This is a genomic window from Paenibacillus sp. DCT19 (genome assembly GCF_003268635.1).
GTDB lineage: Bacteria > Bacillota > Bacilli > Paenibacillales > Paenibacillaceae > Paenibacillus.
In genome coordinates, this window is record NZ_CP029639.1 from 5,396,391 (window position 1) to 5,415,074 (window position 18,684).

The 18,684-nt window shown below is 45.9% G+C and carries 13 protein-coding genes, 3 pseudogenes and 1 riboswitch; of the genes and pseudogenes, 1 reads left to right on the forward strand and 15 read right to left on the reverse strand.

Features of this window, described 5'->3' with window-relative positions; translation table 11 throughout:
* Nucleotides 1-118 precede the first annotated feature (118 nt).
* The 6 genes and pseudogenes from DMB88_RS24575 to DMB88_RS24600 all read right to left on the reverse strand — a co-directional run bounded on the left by DMB88_RS24575 (nucleotide 119) and on the right by DMB88_RS24600 (nucleotide 5,823).
* Nucleotides 119-955: a MetQ/NlpA family ABC transporter substrate-binding protein gene (locus DMB88_RS24575; RefSeq protein WP_128103449.1), complete on the reverse strand. Its 837-nt coding sequence runs from the start codon at nucleotides 953-955 to the stop codon at nucleotides 119-121.
* A gap of 85 nt (nucleotides 956-1,040) precedes the next feature.
* Entirely contained in the window at nucleotides 1,041-1,700 is a 660-nt protein-coding gene (locus DMB88_RS24580; protein ID WP_128103450.1) for a methionine ABC transporter permease, read from the reverse strand.
* Between the two features lies 1 nt (nucleotide 1,701).
* Nucleotides 1,702-2,738: pseudogene (locus DMB88_RS24585) on the reverse strand (methionine ABC transporter ATP-binding protein).
* A 125-nt stretch (nucleotides 2,739-2,863) separates the two neighbouring features.
* Nucleotides 2,864-3,006, reverse strand: a riboswitch (SAM riboswitch).
* A gap of 140 nt (nucleotides 3,007-3,146) precedes the next feature.
* On the reverse strand, nucleotides 3,147-3,887 hold the full coding sequence (locus tag DMB88_RS24590) for a Cthe_2314 family HEPN domain-containing protein (RefSeq protein ID WP_128103451.1): 741 nt from the start codon (nucleotides 3,885-3,887) through the stop codon (nucleotides 3,147-3,149).
* A gap of 218 nt (nucleotides 3,888-4,105) precedes the next feature.
* Nucleotides 4,106-5,044, reverse strand: a complete 939-nt coding sequence (locus tag DMB88_RS24595) for a COX15/CtaA family protein (RefSeq protein ID WP_128103452.1) — start codon at nucleotides 5,042-5,044, stop codon at nucleotides 4,106-4,108.
* A gap of 434 nt (nucleotides 5,045-5,478) precedes the next feature.
* Nucleotides 5,479-5,823, reverse strand: coding sequence for a thioredoxin family protein (locus DMB88_RS24600; RefSeq protein ID WP_128103453.1), 345 nt, complete (start codon nucleotides 5,821-5,823; stop codon nucleotides 5,479-5,481).
* 116 nt (nucleotides 5,824-5,939) lie between these two features.
* Here DMB88_RS24600 and DMB88_RS24605 point away from each other — a divergent pair, with 116 nt between their 5' ends.
* Nucleotides 5,940-7,211 carry a DUF2515 family protein gene (locus DMB88_RS24605; protein ID WP_128103454.1) on the forward strand — a complete coding sequence of 424 codons (1,272 nt, stop codon included), beginning with the start codon at nucleotides 5,940-5,942 and terminating at the stop codon, nucleotides 7,209-7,211.
* Between the two features lie 120 nt (nucleotides 7,212-7,331).
* Here DMB88_RS24605 and DMB88_RS24610 read toward each other — a convergent pair whose 3' ends face one another.
* From DMB88_RS24610 to DMB88_RS24650, 9 genes and pseudogenes are all read right to left on the reverse strand, one after another.
* Nucleotides 7,332-8,960 carry a putative polysaccharide biosynthesis protein gene (locus DMB88_RS24610; protein ID WP_128103455.1) on the reverse strand — a complete coding sequence of 543 codons (1,629 nt, stop codon included), beginning with the start codon at nucleotides 8,958-8,960 and terminating at the stop codon, nucleotides 7,332-7,334.
* A gap of 63 nt (nucleotides 8,961-9,023) precedes the next feature.
* Entirely contained in the window at nucleotides 9,024-9,464 is a 441-nt protein-coding gene (locus DMB88_RS24615; RefSeq protein WP_056702865.1) for a DUF456 domain-containing protein, read from the reverse strand.
* A 54-nt stretch (nucleotides 9,465-9,518) separates the two neighbouring features.
* Nucleotides 9,519-10,267: pseudogene (locus DMB88_RS24620) on the reverse strand (Cof-type HAD-IIB family hydrolase).
* A gap of 279 nt (nucleotides 10,268-10,546) precedes the next feature.
* Nucleotides 10,547-11,418 (reverse strand): annotated as a pseudogene (locus tag DMB88_RS24625) (metal ABC transporter permease).
* Nucleotides 11,418-12,380, reverse strand: coding sequence for a metal ABC transporter permease (locus DMB88_RS24630; protein ID WP_128103456.1), 963 nt, complete (start codon nucleotides 12,378-12,380; stop codon nucleotides 11,418-11,420). Before DMB88_RS24630 ends, DMB88_RS24625 begins: the two are co-directional and overlap by 1 nt.
* Nucleotides 12,381-12,383: 3 nt before the next feature.
* Nucleotides 12,384-13,169 carry a metal ABC transporter ATP-binding protein gene (locus DMB88_RS24635; RefSeq protein WP_128104594.1) on the reverse strand — a complete coding sequence of 262 codons (786 nt, stop codon included), beginning with the start codon at nucleotides 13,167-13,169 and terminating at the stop codon, nucleotides 12,384-12,386.
* 81 nt (nucleotides 13,170-13,250) lie between these two features.
* Nucleotides 13,251-14,162: a metal ABC transporter solute-binding protein, Zn/Mn family gene (locus tag DMB88_RS24640; protein ID WP_174715353.1), complete on the reverse strand. Its 912-nt coding sequence runs from the start codon at nucleotides 14,160-14,162 to the stop codon at nucleotides 13,251-13,253.
* A gap of 267 nt (nucleotides 14,163-14,429) precedes the next feature.
* Nucleotides 14,430-16,397 (reverse strand): peptidoglycan D,D-transpeptidase FtsI family protein, encoded by a 1,968-nt coding sequence (locus tag DMB88_RS24645; protein ID WP_128103457.1) that lies wholly within the window; start codon nucleotides 16,395-16,397, stop codon nucleotides 14,430-14,432.
* 210 nt (nucleotides 16,398-16,607) lie between these two features.
* On the reverse strand, nucleotides 16,608-18,635 hold the full coding sequence (locus DMB88_RS24650; RefSeq protein ID WP_128103458.1) for a peptidoglycan D,D-transpeptidase FtsI family protein: 2,028 nt from the start codon (nucleotides 18,633-18,635) through the stop codon (nucleotides 16,608-16,610).
* Between the last annotated feature and the right edge of the window lie 49 nt (nucleotides 18,636-18,684).

Here is an 18,684-nt window from a genome sequence, read left to right on the forward strand (position 1 = left end):
AACACACAAAAGCCCTACATCCTTGTTCAAAAGGTGTAGGGCTTTTTTTGCATCGATACAGCGCTCCGTATCATCAATAATAAGCGGAATCGACTTTTTATGTTCGTTAAGCTATTACTTAAAATGCAGGTTCAACTGCACCTTGGTAACGATCTTTAATAAATGTTTTTACTGCTTCGGAATTCAGGGCTGCTGCCAGTTTCTTGATTGCATCTGAATCTTTGTTATCTTCACGAGCTACAAGAATGTTAGCATACGGGTTACCTTGCAGATCTTCGATTAGAAGAGCATCTTTTTCTGGATTCAGATTCGCTTCCAGTGCAAAGTTTGCATTAATGAATACCAGGTCTGCTTCATCCAACTGACGCGGCATCATCGCTGCATCCAACTCAATAATCTCCAGGTTTTTCGGATTTTCAGTAATGTCTTGCAGAGTTGACGAGATGTTTGTGTTGTCTTTGAGCGTAATCAGACCTTCTTTTGCAAGCAACAACAATGCACGGCCACCATTGGATGGGTCATTCGGGATCGCAACTTTTGCGCCGTCTTTCAATTCATCCAATGATTTGATCTTTTTGGAATAGCCACCAAAAGGCTCTACGTGTACAGGAGTTACAGTTACAAGGTTAAAACCACGTGCTGCATTTTCTGCATCTAGATAAGGTTGGTGTTGGAAGAAGTTAGCGTCCAATTGTTTGTCAGCCAATTGCTGATTCGGTTGAACATAATCATTAAATGTTACAACTTGCAAACGAATACCTTCTGCTTCAAGTTCAGGCTTGATACTTTCCAGAATTTCAGCATGAGGTGTAGGAGATGCTCCCACTTTCAGTTCAACGGTACGTGGTGCACCAGCAGAATTGTCTGCTCCGCTATCCGCATCCTTGTTGTTACCGCAAGCAGCTAGTACTGCAATCAGCAAAATACTTAGTAGAGCAAATGACCATTTTTTCATGTGTAAAACCCCTTCTCCAATCAATTTTTGTTGCATTAGCTGAGCCTGATCAATTTGATCATGCGTCAGACATGCTGTCTATGTGTTATTTCCTGGTGAACCATTTAACCAAGCGATCTCCAGACATCTGAAGGACTTGTACCAAAATGACGATTAATACTACCGCTACAAGCATGACCTCGGTCTGGTAACGATAATAACCATAGTTGATCGCCAGCGTCCCAAGTCCACCGCCGCCAACCATCCCCGCCATTGCCGTATAGGAAACCAACGTAACAATGGTGATCGTTATACCTGCCAGCAAACCAGGTAATGCCTCTGGTAACAGAACACGTCTTACAATCTGCCCTGTCGAGGCTCCCATCGCTTGTGCAGCTTCTATGACTCCACGATCCACCTCACGCAATGTCGTCTCCACAATCCTAGCGAAGTACGGCGCTGCTGCAATGACAAGTGGTGGAATTGTACCCAACACACCTGTAGCCGTTCCAACAAGCGCACGGGTAACTGGAAGTAGAGCAACAATTAAGATGATGAATGGAACAGATCGCAATATATTCACAATCACCGACAGAATCGAATAAACGAGAACCGATTTTGCCGATGAGGATCTTGCCGTCATGAATAGCAGCACACCCAATGGTAAGCCAATAATTACAGTAAACAGACCGGATACAAGAAGAATCTGCAACGTCTCAATAGACGCCTTGCCAACCTCTTCCCAGCGTACAGTTGAAAAATCCATGTTAACGAAGCACCTCCACATCAAGCCCCTGCTCGATTAATTCACGGGTAGTTGAGTTAATCGCCGCAGAGGATCCCTCGAAACGAACGATAAGTTGTCCATAAGGGACTTGTTTGATCGTAGAGATTGTTCCTTGCAGAATCGCGAAATCAACGCCGGTACGGCGAACGGTTCTTGACAGAATGGCTTCATATGTCTTCTGTCCCAAGAACGAAATTTTCACCAACTGAGATTGTTCGCCGTTCTCACGGTTGTTCTCTGAGCTTGATAGACCTTCCTCTTGAAGTAACAACAACTCGGTCGCCTGACCTTGCTGCATGAAATCACGTGTGATAGCATGCTTTGGCTTGAGGAACACTTCTGTGACTGGCCCCTGTTCAACGATGCCTCCCTGATGAATGACTGCAACCTGATCACAGATACTCTGGATCACATGCATCTCATGAGTAATCAGCACAATCGTTAACTCATACTTCTCGTTAATATCCAGCAGAAGCTTCAGAATAGAACTTGTTGTCTGTGGATCAAGAGCAGAAGTGGCTTCATCACAGAGCAGCACATCCGGATCACTGGCGAGTGCACGAGCAATACCCACCCGTTGCTTCTGTCCTCCTGACAATTGTGCAGGATACTTGTTGCTATGCTGTTCAAGTCCGACCAAGGTGAGCATTTCCTTTACCTTACGATCGATCTCCGCTTTGGACGTATTGACCAACTTCAGTGGAAATGCAACATTGTCGTAGACCGTAGCGGATGAGAGCAGATTGAAATGCTGAAAGATCATACCGATCTTGCCTCTTTGCTTCTGCAATTCCGACTTGCTCAGACTGGTTAAGTCCACTCCATTCACCCAAACTTCACCTTCTGTAGGTCGCTCCAGTAGATTTATACATCGAATCAATGTACTTTTACCGGCGCCTGAATGCCCAATGACTCCAAAATCTCGCCTTTGCTAACATTCAGATTCAGATCCGCAAGCGCAGTTGTTGCCTTTGCGCCTCTACCATATGTTTTGGTTATTCCTTTTAATTCAATCAAATAATACTCTCCTTCCCACTGCCTACACCTATCTTTACCCGAAAGAGAGGAAAACTCCCATTCATGCAATAAAAAAAGAACCCTTTGCAGAAACTGAAAGGGTTCTTCGCTTGAAAGAATATACCTTCTCATCTGCCAAAATCGCGCTTAACGCCATTTTGTAGGAATTAGCACCTAACATCTATAAAGAATGACACGTTTGCCATTGTCGTTATAAATCGGTTGCCGGGCTTCATCGGGCCTGTCCCTCCGCCGCTCTCGATAAGAAATATGATATTGTAAGTTTGTATAAGTTCGTGTAATTCAACAGTTATACTGTTCAGATAATTCATGTTGTAACATATTACATTTAATGTCCTATTAGGAACTCAGTATAATCCAAGTATTCCGATTTGTCAAAGGTAAATATTATGATTTTATCCCTTTACTACGCTCTCTAAAGCCTTGTTGATGCCACATTTTATTCATGTAACCATACGATGCCTTCAACGTTGCACACACCATATCTAATCCTTGACGCAATTCGTTCAGATGTTGATCCAAGTCCTCCAGCTTCACTTTCCCCTGCAATGTCTGGTGCAGTTGCCACAGATCGTCCTGCATTTCAGAATTCATGTAATGAATCTCCATGTTCCTGCGTTTACGTAATCTGCTCATGGGCTCTCGGTATGCATCCTTGATTTCGATCAGCTTAGCCGCTAGTTCCCCATGCATCTTGGCGTATCCAAACTGTCGCAACACGGTAAAATAAGAGAAATGCGTTTTTACTTTGGTTGTATTGAGCTGAAACAGTTCATTCAATACAGTACCTGTCTTGTCCAAAATGGCAAAGCAACGAATGAATCCATCCTTGTAAAAATAAACGTACCGGGCATATTCCGCCTTTTCCTCGCTCGTCATGTCTTCTGTAGAGCCTGCTTTTACCTTCTTGCGAAAGTGAGATGCAGCAAAGCAGCTCTGCTCCAGTTCATCTAACGAGGAGATTAACCCCTGCGTCCAAACATACAGCTTACGATAATCATGCGTTGGGTCTTGGTTCTTCTCCAGTTGGCGTTGCAGTAACTCCAAAGTCTCCACCATTGAATCAATAGCTTCCTCCAACATACCCTCATTTTGGCGTGGCGGTTCGCCTAGCAACGTTCGCAGCATATACAGCCTCCTCTTTGCACTCTGCTGATCATGGGATGCTTAATCATGTTAAACAAAATCGGGATCAGAGTAAATGCATGAATGCTGCTTCGCTTAGGTTGCCCTGCCATGCCTAACATCAAACAAAGTCCACCTCTCCAATGATCTACATCATTGAAAGGCAGACTCCGTAAGTTGTCGCAATATAACTTCGTATAACTTAAATCTGTATACTTGATCTAGAAACGATTAACTGGACGATGCAGTTTGTATACAAGGAAACTCATGTATGTTAGAACTCCGAACAATATGGCAATATCCAACATATGAGCAAGCGCAACGAACATGTACACTTCTGGACGACCAATCGTAAGCATCATCACGAAACCAATGAAGACTTGGAGCAGAATGAGCACTACAGCGATCACACCTAATCTCCGAAGTTCGGTATTATCAGGATGTTTGCGGTATGCATAATGACCCAAAATCGCGATGACAATAACCAAGGATAATGCAGCCAAACGGTGAGCAAATGCTACAGCTACCCCTCCGGACAACTCTGGAACAATCTGTCCATTACATAATGGGAAACCTGAGCAGCCTCCCGCTGAGTCGGTATGGCTTACAAACGCACCTGTGTACACAACAAGATACGTGTAAACCGTGGAAAACCAGACCAGATTACGGAACCCTTTAGTTACCCGAGGGTAATTATTCAATCTTTCCAGTCCTCCGTGACGCGCCTCCTGCCTTATTCCCAGCGCCATCATTAGAGAACTCGCGAACGCTATGATCGAGAATCCAAAGTGCAGCGCCATGACGGCAGAAGATTGGGAGAACACCACGGCAAAGGCTCCCATGATTCCCTGGACAATAACAAATATGAGCGTTAGTAATGAGAACAATTGTAGATCTCGACGAGACTTACCGAACCGCAAAAATGCTACAAAAGAGGCAATCGACAGCAGACCTGCCAATGCGCTTACGGCACGATGTGAATATTCAATTAGGGATGCTACCGTATGTGCTGGAACAAGCTTTCCGTTACACAAAGGCCACTCTGTGCCACAACCTAATCCGGATTCTGTCTTGGTAACAATGCCCCCACCGAACGTTGCCAGGAACATCACAAGACAAGTTAATACGGTTAACCATTTAAACAAGGTTAAATGCTTCAATTTTTTCTCACCTGCTGTTGGTTTAAGATGGCGAAAAACATCGTTTCTCGCTTGATTCAGTACTTTGACACGTAATTCACAACTAAACTCATTATACCGGATAAAAGTGTCATTGACGCCGCGCTTTGTGACAAAATGTTAACGTCTATTGAAAAAATGACCGAAAGGTCATTTCAATTCAAATTTTAGACACAAGGTGTTCATTCTATGCTTCCGCAATTTAAATGAATACGATAAGATTGCCCCACTCAACTGACCTTTTCCTATTGATGAAATCCCGTTGCTCATCGATTTTCGAGAGCTCAAACGGTATGTATAGGCTCATACCCACATCTTGATAGTGTCTCCTGAACTTTAACGAACATACCAACAGCCACTTCTCCGATGATGGAAAAATGGCTGTTAACATATGTAACCTTTAAAATTGATTGTGTTTATTTGTGGATCGTTTTGTACACTTCGACAGCACGATCAAGGAACTGCTCAATCTCTTCTCTAGATTTACGAAGCTTGTTCACATAACGAACCAATTCACGTCCATCCGTATACGCTACAAAACTCGGTATGCCGAGGATATTTTGTTCTTCACTCACTGTGCCCACTTGATCGACATCAACCTCAATCAATGTCAGCTCACGAGCATACTTGTCCTCTACTTCAGGCATAAATGGATCGATGTACTTGCAGTCTCCACACCAATCAGCCTTAAATACGGCTACGGTCAGTCTGGGAGATTGAATGGCTACATCAAATTCGGGTTTGGAAGTTATTTGTTCCATGATCACATCTTCCTTTCTTTACCTTGTCTTAACCTAAGTGAAGCAAATTGCCGAGTGGAAGTCAAATATTCAGTACATACTGAGGGTAGAGCAATTATGAGAAAGGATGACGAGCAATGCATACTCACAAAACAGATTCGCCTCCACTGGAGTCCTTTTTTCAGATTGTGCGCTCCATTCCTGGTGCGGCGAGGGAAGTCTGGCGTGGCAAACAGGCAGCGTGGCAAGCCTCCAATCAACTACGTCATCCTTTACGTGATCTCGCTTGGCAATCCGATGTCGCGCACTCCTTGCAAGAAGAAGTTGAACGGTTATTGCCTGGAACGGAGTCGGCCGCCACTAGACATGCCCGGAGCGCGATTGTATGTGAAGAGGACTGCAATATTTTAGAAGAAATCCATAGACTGACGTCAGAGCATAATCGAAGTAATATCACCCGCACAGCAGCTTATTTGGAATGTTATGAACAGTATCCGGAGCTTCATTGGGCACTGCTGGCTCATATGGTATCACGCAACGGTGGATATCATATGACAGATCTACAGAGTGGTCTGATGCACAACCTGCAAAATCAAACCGATCGAGAACACATGTATCGCATGCTGGAGCGTTGTAATGCGCTTATCTTCCAAGATGCCTACCCCCAATTGTTGTTGTACATGAATAGCCGTAAACTGGGACGGAGTTGTTTCCACCTGCTCCCCCACTTCCATATCTCCGCCTTTATGACGCCCTTTTGGGAACGATTTTGGCTCGAACGATGCAGCTCGTTGCTTAGTGTGGCATTAATTATTAATGAGCAGAACTATATTGAGAGCCGTGTTGTGCAACATCCTTATTTCAAAAAAGAAGTGCTATCCAAGCCTGCCTTTCATCTGCATAACCTGGCCGGGCTCAATCATATTGTATTTCCTCTGGGACGTGGAAAAGGTCTTGCGGGCCGAGTCATTGAACATTTTGGCAAGCTGGATGAACGTATTATGTTTGGAAAAAGTCTGTATGCCATGCTGTTCGGTACCCAGCAAGTGTTCACGCAAGTGCTGGAATTCGCCCGCTCCGTACCCCACCGCGGATCGCGTGCCGAATATTGGCCAGGCTTGTTCACTGCCCATGAGGAGCATGCTGGAAAAAATGAGTTTTATAGCAAAGAATTAATGGAGCAGGAATGGCTGCCAGAGGGTGATCGACTGTATAGTCCTGAATTGCTGGCTGTGTGGCAGGACACACCCTATGAGCCAATTACAAGACAGGACTGGCTTCAGAGCAGAGATTGTCTCGGCCATCTAACCACACCCCGTAGACCCTGGTTATTCGAAATGAGTCATGAACACCGATATGGACTGCTGAAAACATCAGTCGCGCATGACGCCAAAGCTTTATTACATTAAGTATCATCACATAAAAAGCCTGTCCACTGAATAAATACAGCGAACAGGCTTATATGCAATGCTTGGATAGCTATTATAGGCAAGACATTAAGTTTAGGGCATATGAATGTTTACCAACGACTACCCTTGTTGCTCTACTCCACGTTGCAGACGCATCAGTGGACGTAAAACCTTTTGCAAAATACGTGGATAACTTCCGAGTTCATCCTTACGCAGCACACGCAGCACAATCAGGAGCACGAGATAGATAACAACGACCAGTGCACCAACAACGAGACAGGTCATCAGGAACGATACGCGGGATGGCAGGAATGAGCCAAAGACCACATTTCCTAACCAGTTTGTCCCGAAGCCGGCACCTGCAGCAAGCAGTACGGTCAACAGGAACCCTTTCCAACGATCACCCATGATCGAGAAGGTAACGATTTTTCTCAATACTCGAAGATTCAGATACGTAATCACTAAGAAGCAAAGCGCTGTAGCGATAATGATGCCATAAATGCCAAAGAACGGAGCAAGGATCAGACTCGCCACCAATTTGACGACTACACCTATAGCCACACTGACCATCGTAATCCGCGGTTTACCCACACCCAGCAAGATGGAGTTTGTCGTCATCATCGTAATCTGGAAAATGGTACCGAAGGTTAACAACGCAATGATCGGTGTTCCATCCAATGAAGTAAATAATAGTCCGTTCACGGAATACGCAGCAGTACAGAGCGCAATAACAATAGGCATACCTGTCAGAATTGAAATGCGCAACGCCAGCGTAATCTGATTCTTCAGATGAGTCTCATCCTTACGAGCGAATGCTGCCGAAATAATAGGCACGAGTGATTGACTCAGAGCAATGGCTAGAATCGGTGGAATACCGGCAATACTTTGCGCCTTCGCTCCCAGGATCGCAAGAACGGCTGTCGCCTCTTCCAGTCCAATACGACCACTCAGCAATGGCACGACAAGTGATGAGTCAATGAAGTTAATTGCAGGAACCGCGAGCGATGATAGCACAATCGGAATGGACAGCTTGAAAATATCTGCATATATACCGCGCATCGGCAATTGCTGAGCTCGTTCCATCTCAAACTGAGCTTCACGGTCTTTGCGACGTAGTTTCAAGGTGAAGTACAACATAACAGAAAATGCGCCAATACTTCCGAATACACCACCGAAGGAAGCACCCGCTGCGATCGTCTGATCATCATAATTCCATTGAAGCATAATGTAGGCCACAATAATTGCAGTGCCTACACGAGCAAATTGCTCAACAATCTGTGAAATACCACCGGCCGTCATATTACCTCGACCTTGGAAATACCCACGCATCATGGCGATCGCAGGGAAGAGCAGCAAGGCTGGAGCCAGAGCCCGAATGGCGCTAGCAGATTCCGGTACCTTCGAGATATGGGTCGCATAGAACGGTGCAGCAAACCACAGCAGTGTCGACATAACAACACCAGCAACAGCAGCAAAGATCAGGGCTGCTCGGTAGATCTGCTGTGCTTCACCTGCTCGTCCTAGTGCGTAGCGTTCGGATACCATTTTACTCAGCGTACTTGGTATACCTGCCGTAGCAACCGTTAACAGCATTAAATATACCGTATTGGAAATGGTAAACGATGCATTACCGATATCGCCGAGGATATGCTCAAGCGGCACACGTTGCACAAGACCAAGCACCCTTGCAATGAGAGCTGCTGCCGCCAGAATGAGCGTCCCCTTAATAAATGTTTCCTTCTTAGACAAACCAATTCCCCTTCTTTCCTCCACACGGACGTGCACCTAGATGACGCTCGCACTCACTAACGTCTATGCGAAACGAACCACCCAGATAATAAAGAGCACAATCATGACGATTTGCAAAATGATTTTCATCACCGTACTAGTAAACAGTCCCACCACGGAACCAAAACCAACTTTGGTCGCTTTGGAAGGTGATGATCCTCCGATAAGCTCCCCAATAAAAGCACCGAGGAATGGACCCAGTACAAGCCCGAACGCCGGGATGACAAATGGACCAATGATTACACCGATTGTACTTAACGTGGTGGATAGCTTGGAACCGCCGAATTTCTTAACGCCCCAGGCACTAACGACATAATCCGCCACGAATAGTACAACAACAATCAAAATCTGTGTAATCCAGAACCATACACCAAACGGGTCAAAACTAAAGAACCAACCATAGACCAGAAATGCGAAGAATATCGCTACAGCACCCGGTAAGATTGGATAGACGGTTCCCGCCATGCCTACTGCAAACAGAAGTACAATTAAAATCCAACCAACGGTTGCGAGCAAAGGTTACTCCCCCTTTAGAATATGTTCACGAATGACTTCAACGATGCCATCTTCGTTATTGCTCGCTACAATGAGATCTGCCGCTTCTTTCACTTGCTCCTGGGCGTTACCATAGCCACACCTAGACCTACAGCTTCAATAACTGCTAGATCGTTCAAGCTATCGCCAACAGCGACTACCTCGGACATCTCAATGCCAAGCAACTTACACACTTCAGCTACACCGCTCGCTTTGGATATGCCCACAGGGTTAATCTCAATATTAACAGGTGAAGAATTCGTCATTTGCAGACCGCCAAGTTCCTGTAGTTCCAGCATGATCTGGTGACGCACTTCATCAATCTCGGTGGTATATCCGAACTTCAGCCATTCCAAGCCTTCGATATTGTCTGTCCAGCGGTCACGGTTGAACAGCTCTTCCACGGAGTATGCCCAGTACCAGCTGTTATATTTCTCCCCGATCTGTTGCAGCTTGCGGATTAATGCCGGATCCATCAGATGGCGAAAATGTAGATCATTCGGAGCTTTCCACACTTCACTACCGTTCACGGTAATCATCGGCGTCTCTAGACCAAGCTGCACGGCGTAAGGCATCGCATGAAATACCGCTCTTCCTGTAGATAAACATACATGTACGCCGCGGCGCATCGCAATCTTAATCCATTTGGTCGTTTCCTGTGTAATCTCGTGATTATCGTTAAGCAATGTTCCATCCATATCGAGTGCTAGCAGTTTGTATTTCAGTTCGCTCATGTCGTATTCCTCCTCAGTTGTCTCTCTTTAGTCCCATCCAACATACTTTCACACAAAGATCGCCCGGTATCCGCACAAGCGGACGCCCCGGACGTCACAGCTAACGACATTTTACCACAGATCATCCATATGCAACAAAATAACCAATATGAATCAACGTAAACATCATCGTGTTTGTGTTGAGTCAGATGATCAGTTAAATCTCGTTTCCTTAGCAAAGAAAAAACGCCTGCAATTAGCAGACGTTTGAACTCTTTTCATCCGATGTCATTTTCCTCATTAACGTGTAGCAAATTTACGGCGAGCATAGCGGAGGATAATCCCGTGCTTCGGAGACAACAGCAGCGCGAGTACAAATAAAATACCAGCAACCGCCACCATGCACCCTGCAATGGAAGCATCCAACATGTAAGCCATGATATAGCCTCCAACTGAGGAAGCAGCTCCAACCAGCACGCTGTACAGAATCATTTTGCCAAGTCGATCAGTTAACAGATACGCTGTTGCCGCGGGTACAATCAACATACCTACAACAAGAATGGAGCCTACACTTTCAAATGAAGCCACTGACGTCATGGATACAAGTCCCATGAGCAAGTAATGGAACAACACGACCGGAATTCCGCAGGCTGCCGCCAATGCTGGATCGAAGGCGCATAGCTTGAACTGTTTATAGAACAGCCCAATAACCACCAGGATGACCAATAACGTAATTCCCAGCATCCATACTGCCCTTGGCCCAACATCCGTACCACCAATCATTAGGGTATCCCACTGCACATAGGCAATCTCACCAAACAGGACGCAGTCCAGATCCAAGTCAATATGCTGTGCATTCAGACTGATCAAGATGACCCCTACCGCGAATAGCGCCGTAAATACAATCCCAATGGATGCATCAGAGGATAGCCCCCAGCCTGCAAGCTTTGGATCAGAAACACTGTCAATAGACCAAAGATCGTTGCACCAAGCAGCATCCACAACGAATCTCGGGAACCACTCCATAAGAAAGCAATGGCAATCCCGGGTAGTACAGCGTGGCTAATGGCGTCACCCACTAATGCCATCCGGCGCAAAATTAGAAAACAGCCCAGAATTGCACAAGCTGACGAGACAAGTACTGCCGTTAAAATAATCCAAAAGGTTGCCATTACATCTCACCCCGTTCTTGCTGCCCATTTCGCTGCGCAGAGAGTGTCTGAACGGCGGCATGTTCTTCTCTCAAGTAAGCCGACTTGGCTTGAATGCTTCGTAAGCGCCTAGCCAGTAAGCCCCTGCGCGGAGCAAGCAGCGCTGAACCTGCGAACAGGACAGTTGCTGCTAGCACAGTGACAGGGCCTGTTGGTAAATTCGGAACCATCGTGCTGAACAACGTACCTGTTGCACCACTCATGGCACCAAATATACCTGAGAGTAGCACCATAAGTGCGAGTGAATCCGTCCAGCACCGTGCTGCAGCTGCTGGCGTGACCAGCAGGGCAGCAACGAGAACTACACCTACCGCCTGAATGCCTGCAACGACCGCAATAACGGTCAATAGCAGAATGAGCTGTTCCAGCATAGCAACAGGCAATCCCATGCCTCTTGCGAATCCTGGATCGAAGCTCACCAGCTTGAATTCCTTGAACCACATGAGGCAAGCGATGAGCAGCACGAGACAGACGCCGCCCATGACATACACATCGGTCATAACCATGGAAGCCGCCTGACCAAACAAATACTTGTCGAGTCCGCTCTGGCTTCCACTTGCACTATGCTGAATGCGTGTCAACATCACTACGCCAATGCCGAAGAACACCGTTAACACAATTCCCATTGCAGCATCCTGCTTAATACGTGAATGTCGTGTGATCCACGAAATCCCGAAGGTGGCTACAATGCCAGCAACGAGCGCACCAAACAAGAAGAATCCCACGGATTTGGTCTCGGTTAGCATAAATGCAATACAGATTCCGGGTAACGCTGCATGTGCAAGCGTATCGCCCATAAGGCTCTGACGTCGTAGAAAGGTAAATGAGCCGATGATCCCACTACTGAATCCAAGTAATAAACATCCGAGAAGAATCCAGCGCGTATTCGGGTCAGACAGAATGGAAAGTACCCAGTTCCACATGCATTACACCTGACCTTTCTCCGTCCGGCTTCCAATCATCGCAATCCGGCCTCCGTATGTCTCTTGTAGTGTGTCAGGTACAAATACCTCATGAGTAGGTCCACCTGCTACAAGTCGTCCGTTTAACAACAACACATGGCCAAAATATTCCTCCACCGTTGCCAAATCATGATGCACAACTAGCACGGTTTTGCCTTGTTGCTTCAACTGCTCCAGCAAGGATATAATCGCCTTTTCTGTTGTTGCATCAACCCCGGCAAACGGTTCATCCATGAAATATAGATCCGCATCCTGAACTAATGCGCGTGCTAGAAATACCCGCTGCTGTTGACCGCCGGAGAGCTGGCTGATCTGACGGTACATGTAGTCGCCCATGCCGACCTGCTCTAAACAATGCGCTGCCAGCTCACGTTCCTTTTTGCCTGGGCGACGGAACCACCCCAGATGACCATAACGCCCCATCGTCACCACATCCAGCGCATGGGTAGGAAAATCCCAATCCACCGACTCCCTTTGCGGAACATACCCAATCCGTCTCCGTTGTTCACGATAGGATTGCCCGAAAATACGTACATCGCCATGCATTTTGGGAACCAGCCCGAGCACTGCTTTGATTAGGGTTGATTTGCCTGCTCCATTCGGACCTAATATGCCGATAAGCTGCCCTTCTGGAATATCGAAGGATACTCCGCTTAGAACAGGTTTCTTGTGGTAAGCCACCGCCAAATCTCTCACACTGAGAGGAGATGTTGCAGATTGCTTTTCCTGTTGAGCATGATTGTTCGTCATGCCTTGAAGAGAATTTTTAGAAGATGTTAACTTGTTCATTCACGTTCCACTCCTCTCTTGATGTTTCTTTCATTACTTCGATCACTTCAATGCCCCGACAATGGTCTGAATGTTATGCCGGATCATACCGATATATGTGCCTTCCTCCGTACCTTCAGCTCCCATGGCATCCGAGAACAATTCGCCGCCAATGGTGACCGTATGTCCTTTTTCCGCCGCGCCAGCAATAATGGCTTCCATCGCTTTTGCAGGCACACTCGACTCTACAAACACAGCTTTGATCTGATTCTCTACAAGATAATCACGCAGCTCACTGACATCCTTCGCACCATATTCCGCTGCTGTACTAATTCCTTGCAGTCCCATGACGTTCATGCCGTAAGCCTGCCCGAAGTATCCAAAAGCATCATGGGCGGTGACGAGCACTCGACTTGCCTCTGGAATTTCTTGAATCTGCTGACGAACTTCTTCGTCTAATGCTTGCAGTTTGCCGAGGTATTGTTCCGCTTGTGCTTTATATTTTTCCTCATGCGCTGGATCTGCCTTAATCAGCGTATCTCGAATCGACTCTGTCGCATGAATCCAATGACCAACATCGAACCAGACGTGAGGATCGTATTCTGTACCACCGGTGTCTTTACCAGAACGTAATTCTTCAACAGGAATATTTTCCGTTACAGCTGTGACGATTTTGCTCTTGGACATCTTCTCCAAAATATCTGTCATCTTGCCTTCCAGATGCAGTCCGTTATACAAAATCACACTCGCTTGCTCCAGCTTGCGTATGTCTCCTTGAGACGCTTTGTACAGATGGGGGTCTACGCCGGGTCCCATTAATCCGGTAACGTCAACATATGCTCCGCCTACCTCACGTGCGACATCTGCAATCATTCCTGTCGTAGCTGTTACTTGCACTTTCCCATTACTTCCGGTCTGTGCCTCGCTCGAACAAGCGGTAAGCACCACAATAATTGCCAAAGCCGCAAGCGTCATAAATCCTCGATGAATACTCCTCATCTTCACCAACAACAATTCAAGCAACCCCTTTCCTTCTCCTAAAATATTTGTCCATACCTAATTTTGTTGTACAAGGTATTAAAATTTAATCTAAGCTAATAATGTTTCCCTTGTGCAAATTTTATCCGATGAAAAATAAAAAGGCAAGGGAAAATTTCCCCTGCCTGTCCTAAATCAATCGTGAGCCGTCGATTTAGGCTCATGATCTCGAATGTATTTTACAAAATTAAATATTCCAGAATCTTATTGTTGCTCTGCATTCTTCTTGCCTTTTGGAACACCATTTAGACCATATACTTCGTCGTAAGCATCAAAGATTTTCCGGGCAACTGGAGCGGCACTAACCGAACCAAATCCCCCTTCGGGTACAACGACTGCTACCGCTAGTTTCGGATTATCCCGCGGTGCAAAAGCGATAAACACACCATTTTCCTTCTTATTAGGCCCTGTACCTTGCTCCGAGGTTCCTGTTTTTCGAGCAAAATCATAGGCGAAACCATCAAATGAGCTTACTTTTGTCACCATCCCGCGGTGTACCTCATTCCAATACGCATCCGCAAATTCGACCTCATTTAATACTTTGGGTTGGATCTTCTTGACCACATTACCATCAGCATCACGGATCTCCTTCACCAAATGTGGCTCCATCCGTTTACCTTTGTTGGCAAGCATCGTTGTATATTGTGCAAGCTGAAGGGTTGTGTACTTCGCTTGTTGGCCGAATGATGCAAAAGCCAAACGCGTCAGTCCAGATTCATGTTCCTCCTTGTATTCCAATCGTCCCAAGAACTCACCAGGAAGATCTACACCCGTAGATACGCCAAGGCCAAAATCCTTCATATATTCATCCCACTTATTAATACCTTCTACCGAACCATACTTATTCAGTAGTCGTTTACCTACCATATCAATCATGAAGGCATTCGATGATTTCTCAATTGCTCGCCTCGCCGTAATGTGTCCGTTATATGCGGAATGCGAGTTTTTCACTTGTCTGCCGTCTTTACCTAAGATCGCATAACCCTGATCATGATAGGTCTGTCCAGCTGTAAACAGCCCTTCCTTCAAGCCGATCAGTACACTGAGCGGTTTGATAACCGATCCAAGTAGCACAACGGATTCTGCTTTCTTTCTCGAATCGTCCGGTGGGAAAGAGGCCATCGTTCCGTTACGATACACAAACTTAATTTTGTCATAATCCCAATCGTTTGGATCATAGTCTGGCATGCTCGCCATGGCTACGACATTCCCCGTGTCCACTTCCATCCCTACTGCATAACCGGTAACCGCTTTAGGCAGTCTACGCAGTTCATCGGTGATAGCCTCTTGTGCTGCCAGCTGAACTTCTTTATTAATTGTGGAGACCAGGCTATATCCCTTCTGCGGCGGCGTCTGCTCCATTGCACCCTCCGGCAAATTACGGGCATTGATATCGATCGACTGATAACCACTGCGTCCGCGAAGCTCTTCCTGATATTGAAATTCCAGACCGTCTACCCCAACATTCTCCTGCTGGGTATAGCGAAGCCCAGGGTCACGCTCCGTCGATTCAGCCTCACCAATTTTTTTATACTTTTCTGAGTTTTGCTGTTGTCCCTTGAACTCTCTCGTATATCCAATGGCTTGAACGGCAACACCATCAGGATCATATCTCCGTACGTTCTCCTCCAGTACCATCGCACCTGGGTACTCTGCTTTTTTCTCCATGAAATAAGCAATTTCTTGCGTATTCAGATCCGACTTTACAAGCCTTGGCGTATAGCCATGCGCTTTCTGAGATTCAAGATCCAAGCGTTTAATAATCTCTTCTGCATCCGGTTGCTCCGGATCTCCTGGGTTAAACTGCTGGAACACTCCTGCCAGATCATCAGCTAACTCCCGCGCTTCTTCTTGCCTCGCTCCTCGGCTGTAGTCCTCGTATAACATGACATACAGAGACTGTACAGGAACGGAATATGCCAGCGCCACCTCTCCGGTCGCATCGTATATTGGTCCACGTACGGGTGCAAGTGGAATATCCTTCGTGTTACGGCTCGTTTCCATGTAGGTGAGCTCAGGTCCCTCAACAAATTGCACAAAGGCTAACCGGAAAATCAGTATGCTAAATATGACAAAGGCTGCGAAAAAAAACATATTAAGCCTTGCGCTCGATAGCTTATTAACAGGTGGATCTTCCGTAACAATTTTGCTCTTTTTCCAACGGTTAAACATGTATTTAGCTCTCCGTTCCTAAGTTCATATTCGCTGTTCTTCTATGAGTTTATCAAAGGTAATCCACGATGTCCCCCAAATATTGGTTACATTTTCGTCATAGGTAAATAGATCATTATAAATGGTAATACACCAAATAACTAACAACATGAACCATGCCAAAATAAAAGAGGTTCCCTAGAGGGAACCCCTTATATACTAACTGATACGTTATTGCTGCGTATTCGTTTCATCATTTTGATTTTTCTTCGGAACTCCGTCCAGTCCAAACTCCTCATCATACGCATCGAAGATTGCACGCGCAACAGGTGCCGCACTGCTCGAACCGAAGCCACCTTCAGGAATGACTACGGCTACCGCAAGCTTCGGATTGTTGCGAGGAGCATAAGCAATAAATACCCCGTTATCGACATTTTTACCGCCGACGACCTGTGTAGATGTCCCTGTTTTTCTCGCAAAATCATATGGGAAGCTGCTAAAGGCCGAAACCTCTGTTGCCATACCACGCTGCACTTCATTCCAATATGCATCATTGAAATCTACAGTACTCAACACTTTCGGCTTGATCTTCTCTACAATGTTACCTTCGGAATCCCGGATCTCGCTCACTAATTGAGGCTCCATCCGTTTTCCTTTGTTAGCTAGCATCGTTGTATATTGAGCAAGCTGCATGGCTGTATATTTACCCTGTTGTCCAAAGGAAGCATATACAAGTCGAGTAAGCGAACTTTCGGCATCATTGTTGTAATCCTTAAGACCGGCATATTCGCTCGGTAGGTCAACGCCCGTTTTTACGCCTAGTCCGAATTGTTCCATGTACCCATTCCACACATCAATACCTTTAGCGCCATAACGGCTATATAAGTTTTTACCGATCTCATCAATCATAAATGTGTTAGAGGAGTGACGAATGGCATCACGAGGACGCAACAGACCATACACGTGACCGCCTGAGTTCTGCACTCTACGATTATCTCCACCAAACGTCGTTGAACCTCTGTCCGGGTAGACTGTGTTTGTTGTAATAAATCCCTCTTTCAAACCGATCAGCACACTGAGTGGTTTAATCGTGGAACCGAGCAATACAACGGATTCCGCACGCTTTCTGGAATCATCAGGCGCGAATCCCCGAATCGTACCATTTAGATAGATATACTTAATACTATCGTACTGCTCGTTCGTAATACTTCCGGTTCTCCATACGTTGGTATCGTAATCCGGCATACTGGCGGCAGCAACAACTTTTCCCGTGTCTACTTCCATCGCAACCGCAAAACCTGTTTTTGCATTAGGATGTAATTTACCTGATACTGGATTCCGATGAAGCCAATTGAGCTGATCCATGATCGCCTGCTCTGTCTTCACTTGCACGTTTTTGTTAATGCTGGCAATCAGATCATAGCCCTTCTCAGGAGGGGTCGTCCCCGCTACACCTTCTGGCAAATTCCGCAAGTCTACGTCCACCGAGTTATATCCGCTCTTACCACGCAGAGCGTCCTGGTACTGAAACTCCAATCCATCGAAGCCGACAAACTCATTCTCTGTGTATACAAGACCTGGATCCTTCTGTGTTTTATTCGCCTCGTCAATCGCTTGATATTTGTCGAGGGATTTGGAACTTTTGAATTTCTTCAAATAACCAATGGTCTGAACAGCTACGGTATCTGGGTCATAGTACCGTACACTTTCCTCCACAATCTGGATACCCTTGAACTCATCCTTATGCTGGAGAAAATAAGCGACTTCCTCTTCGGACAGATCACTCTTAATCAGACGTGGCATGAAACCATTGGCTTTGCGCGAATTCAAATCCATCTCTTCGATGATATTTTCCACGGTAAGTGATTCAGAGTCTTTTAATTTGTATTTCTCAAACACATCATGAAGCCGAGTAGCGATATCTTCCGCTTCTGGCATATACGGACTAGGTTTTCCACCTACATCGCCATAGTTTTTATACAGCGTCAGGTAAAGGGACTGAATGGGCTTGGAATAAGCCAGCTTCACCTCACCTGTGGAATCGTAGATCGTACCTCTCACCGGAGCAAGCGGAACATCCTTCGTAATGTTGCTGGCTTCTTCTTGACTGAGCTCTGGCCCCTCAACAAATTGCAAAAACGCCAAACGTACAATAATTACGCTAAAAATAACAAAGGAAACGAAGAAAAATACGTTAATACGATAACTAAAACGCCGTTTATCCGTAAATTCATCCTTCTCTTTTGAATGATTGTTCATTCATCCTACCTCTTTCATGACTTGGTGCATACCGCTTAATATTCATTCA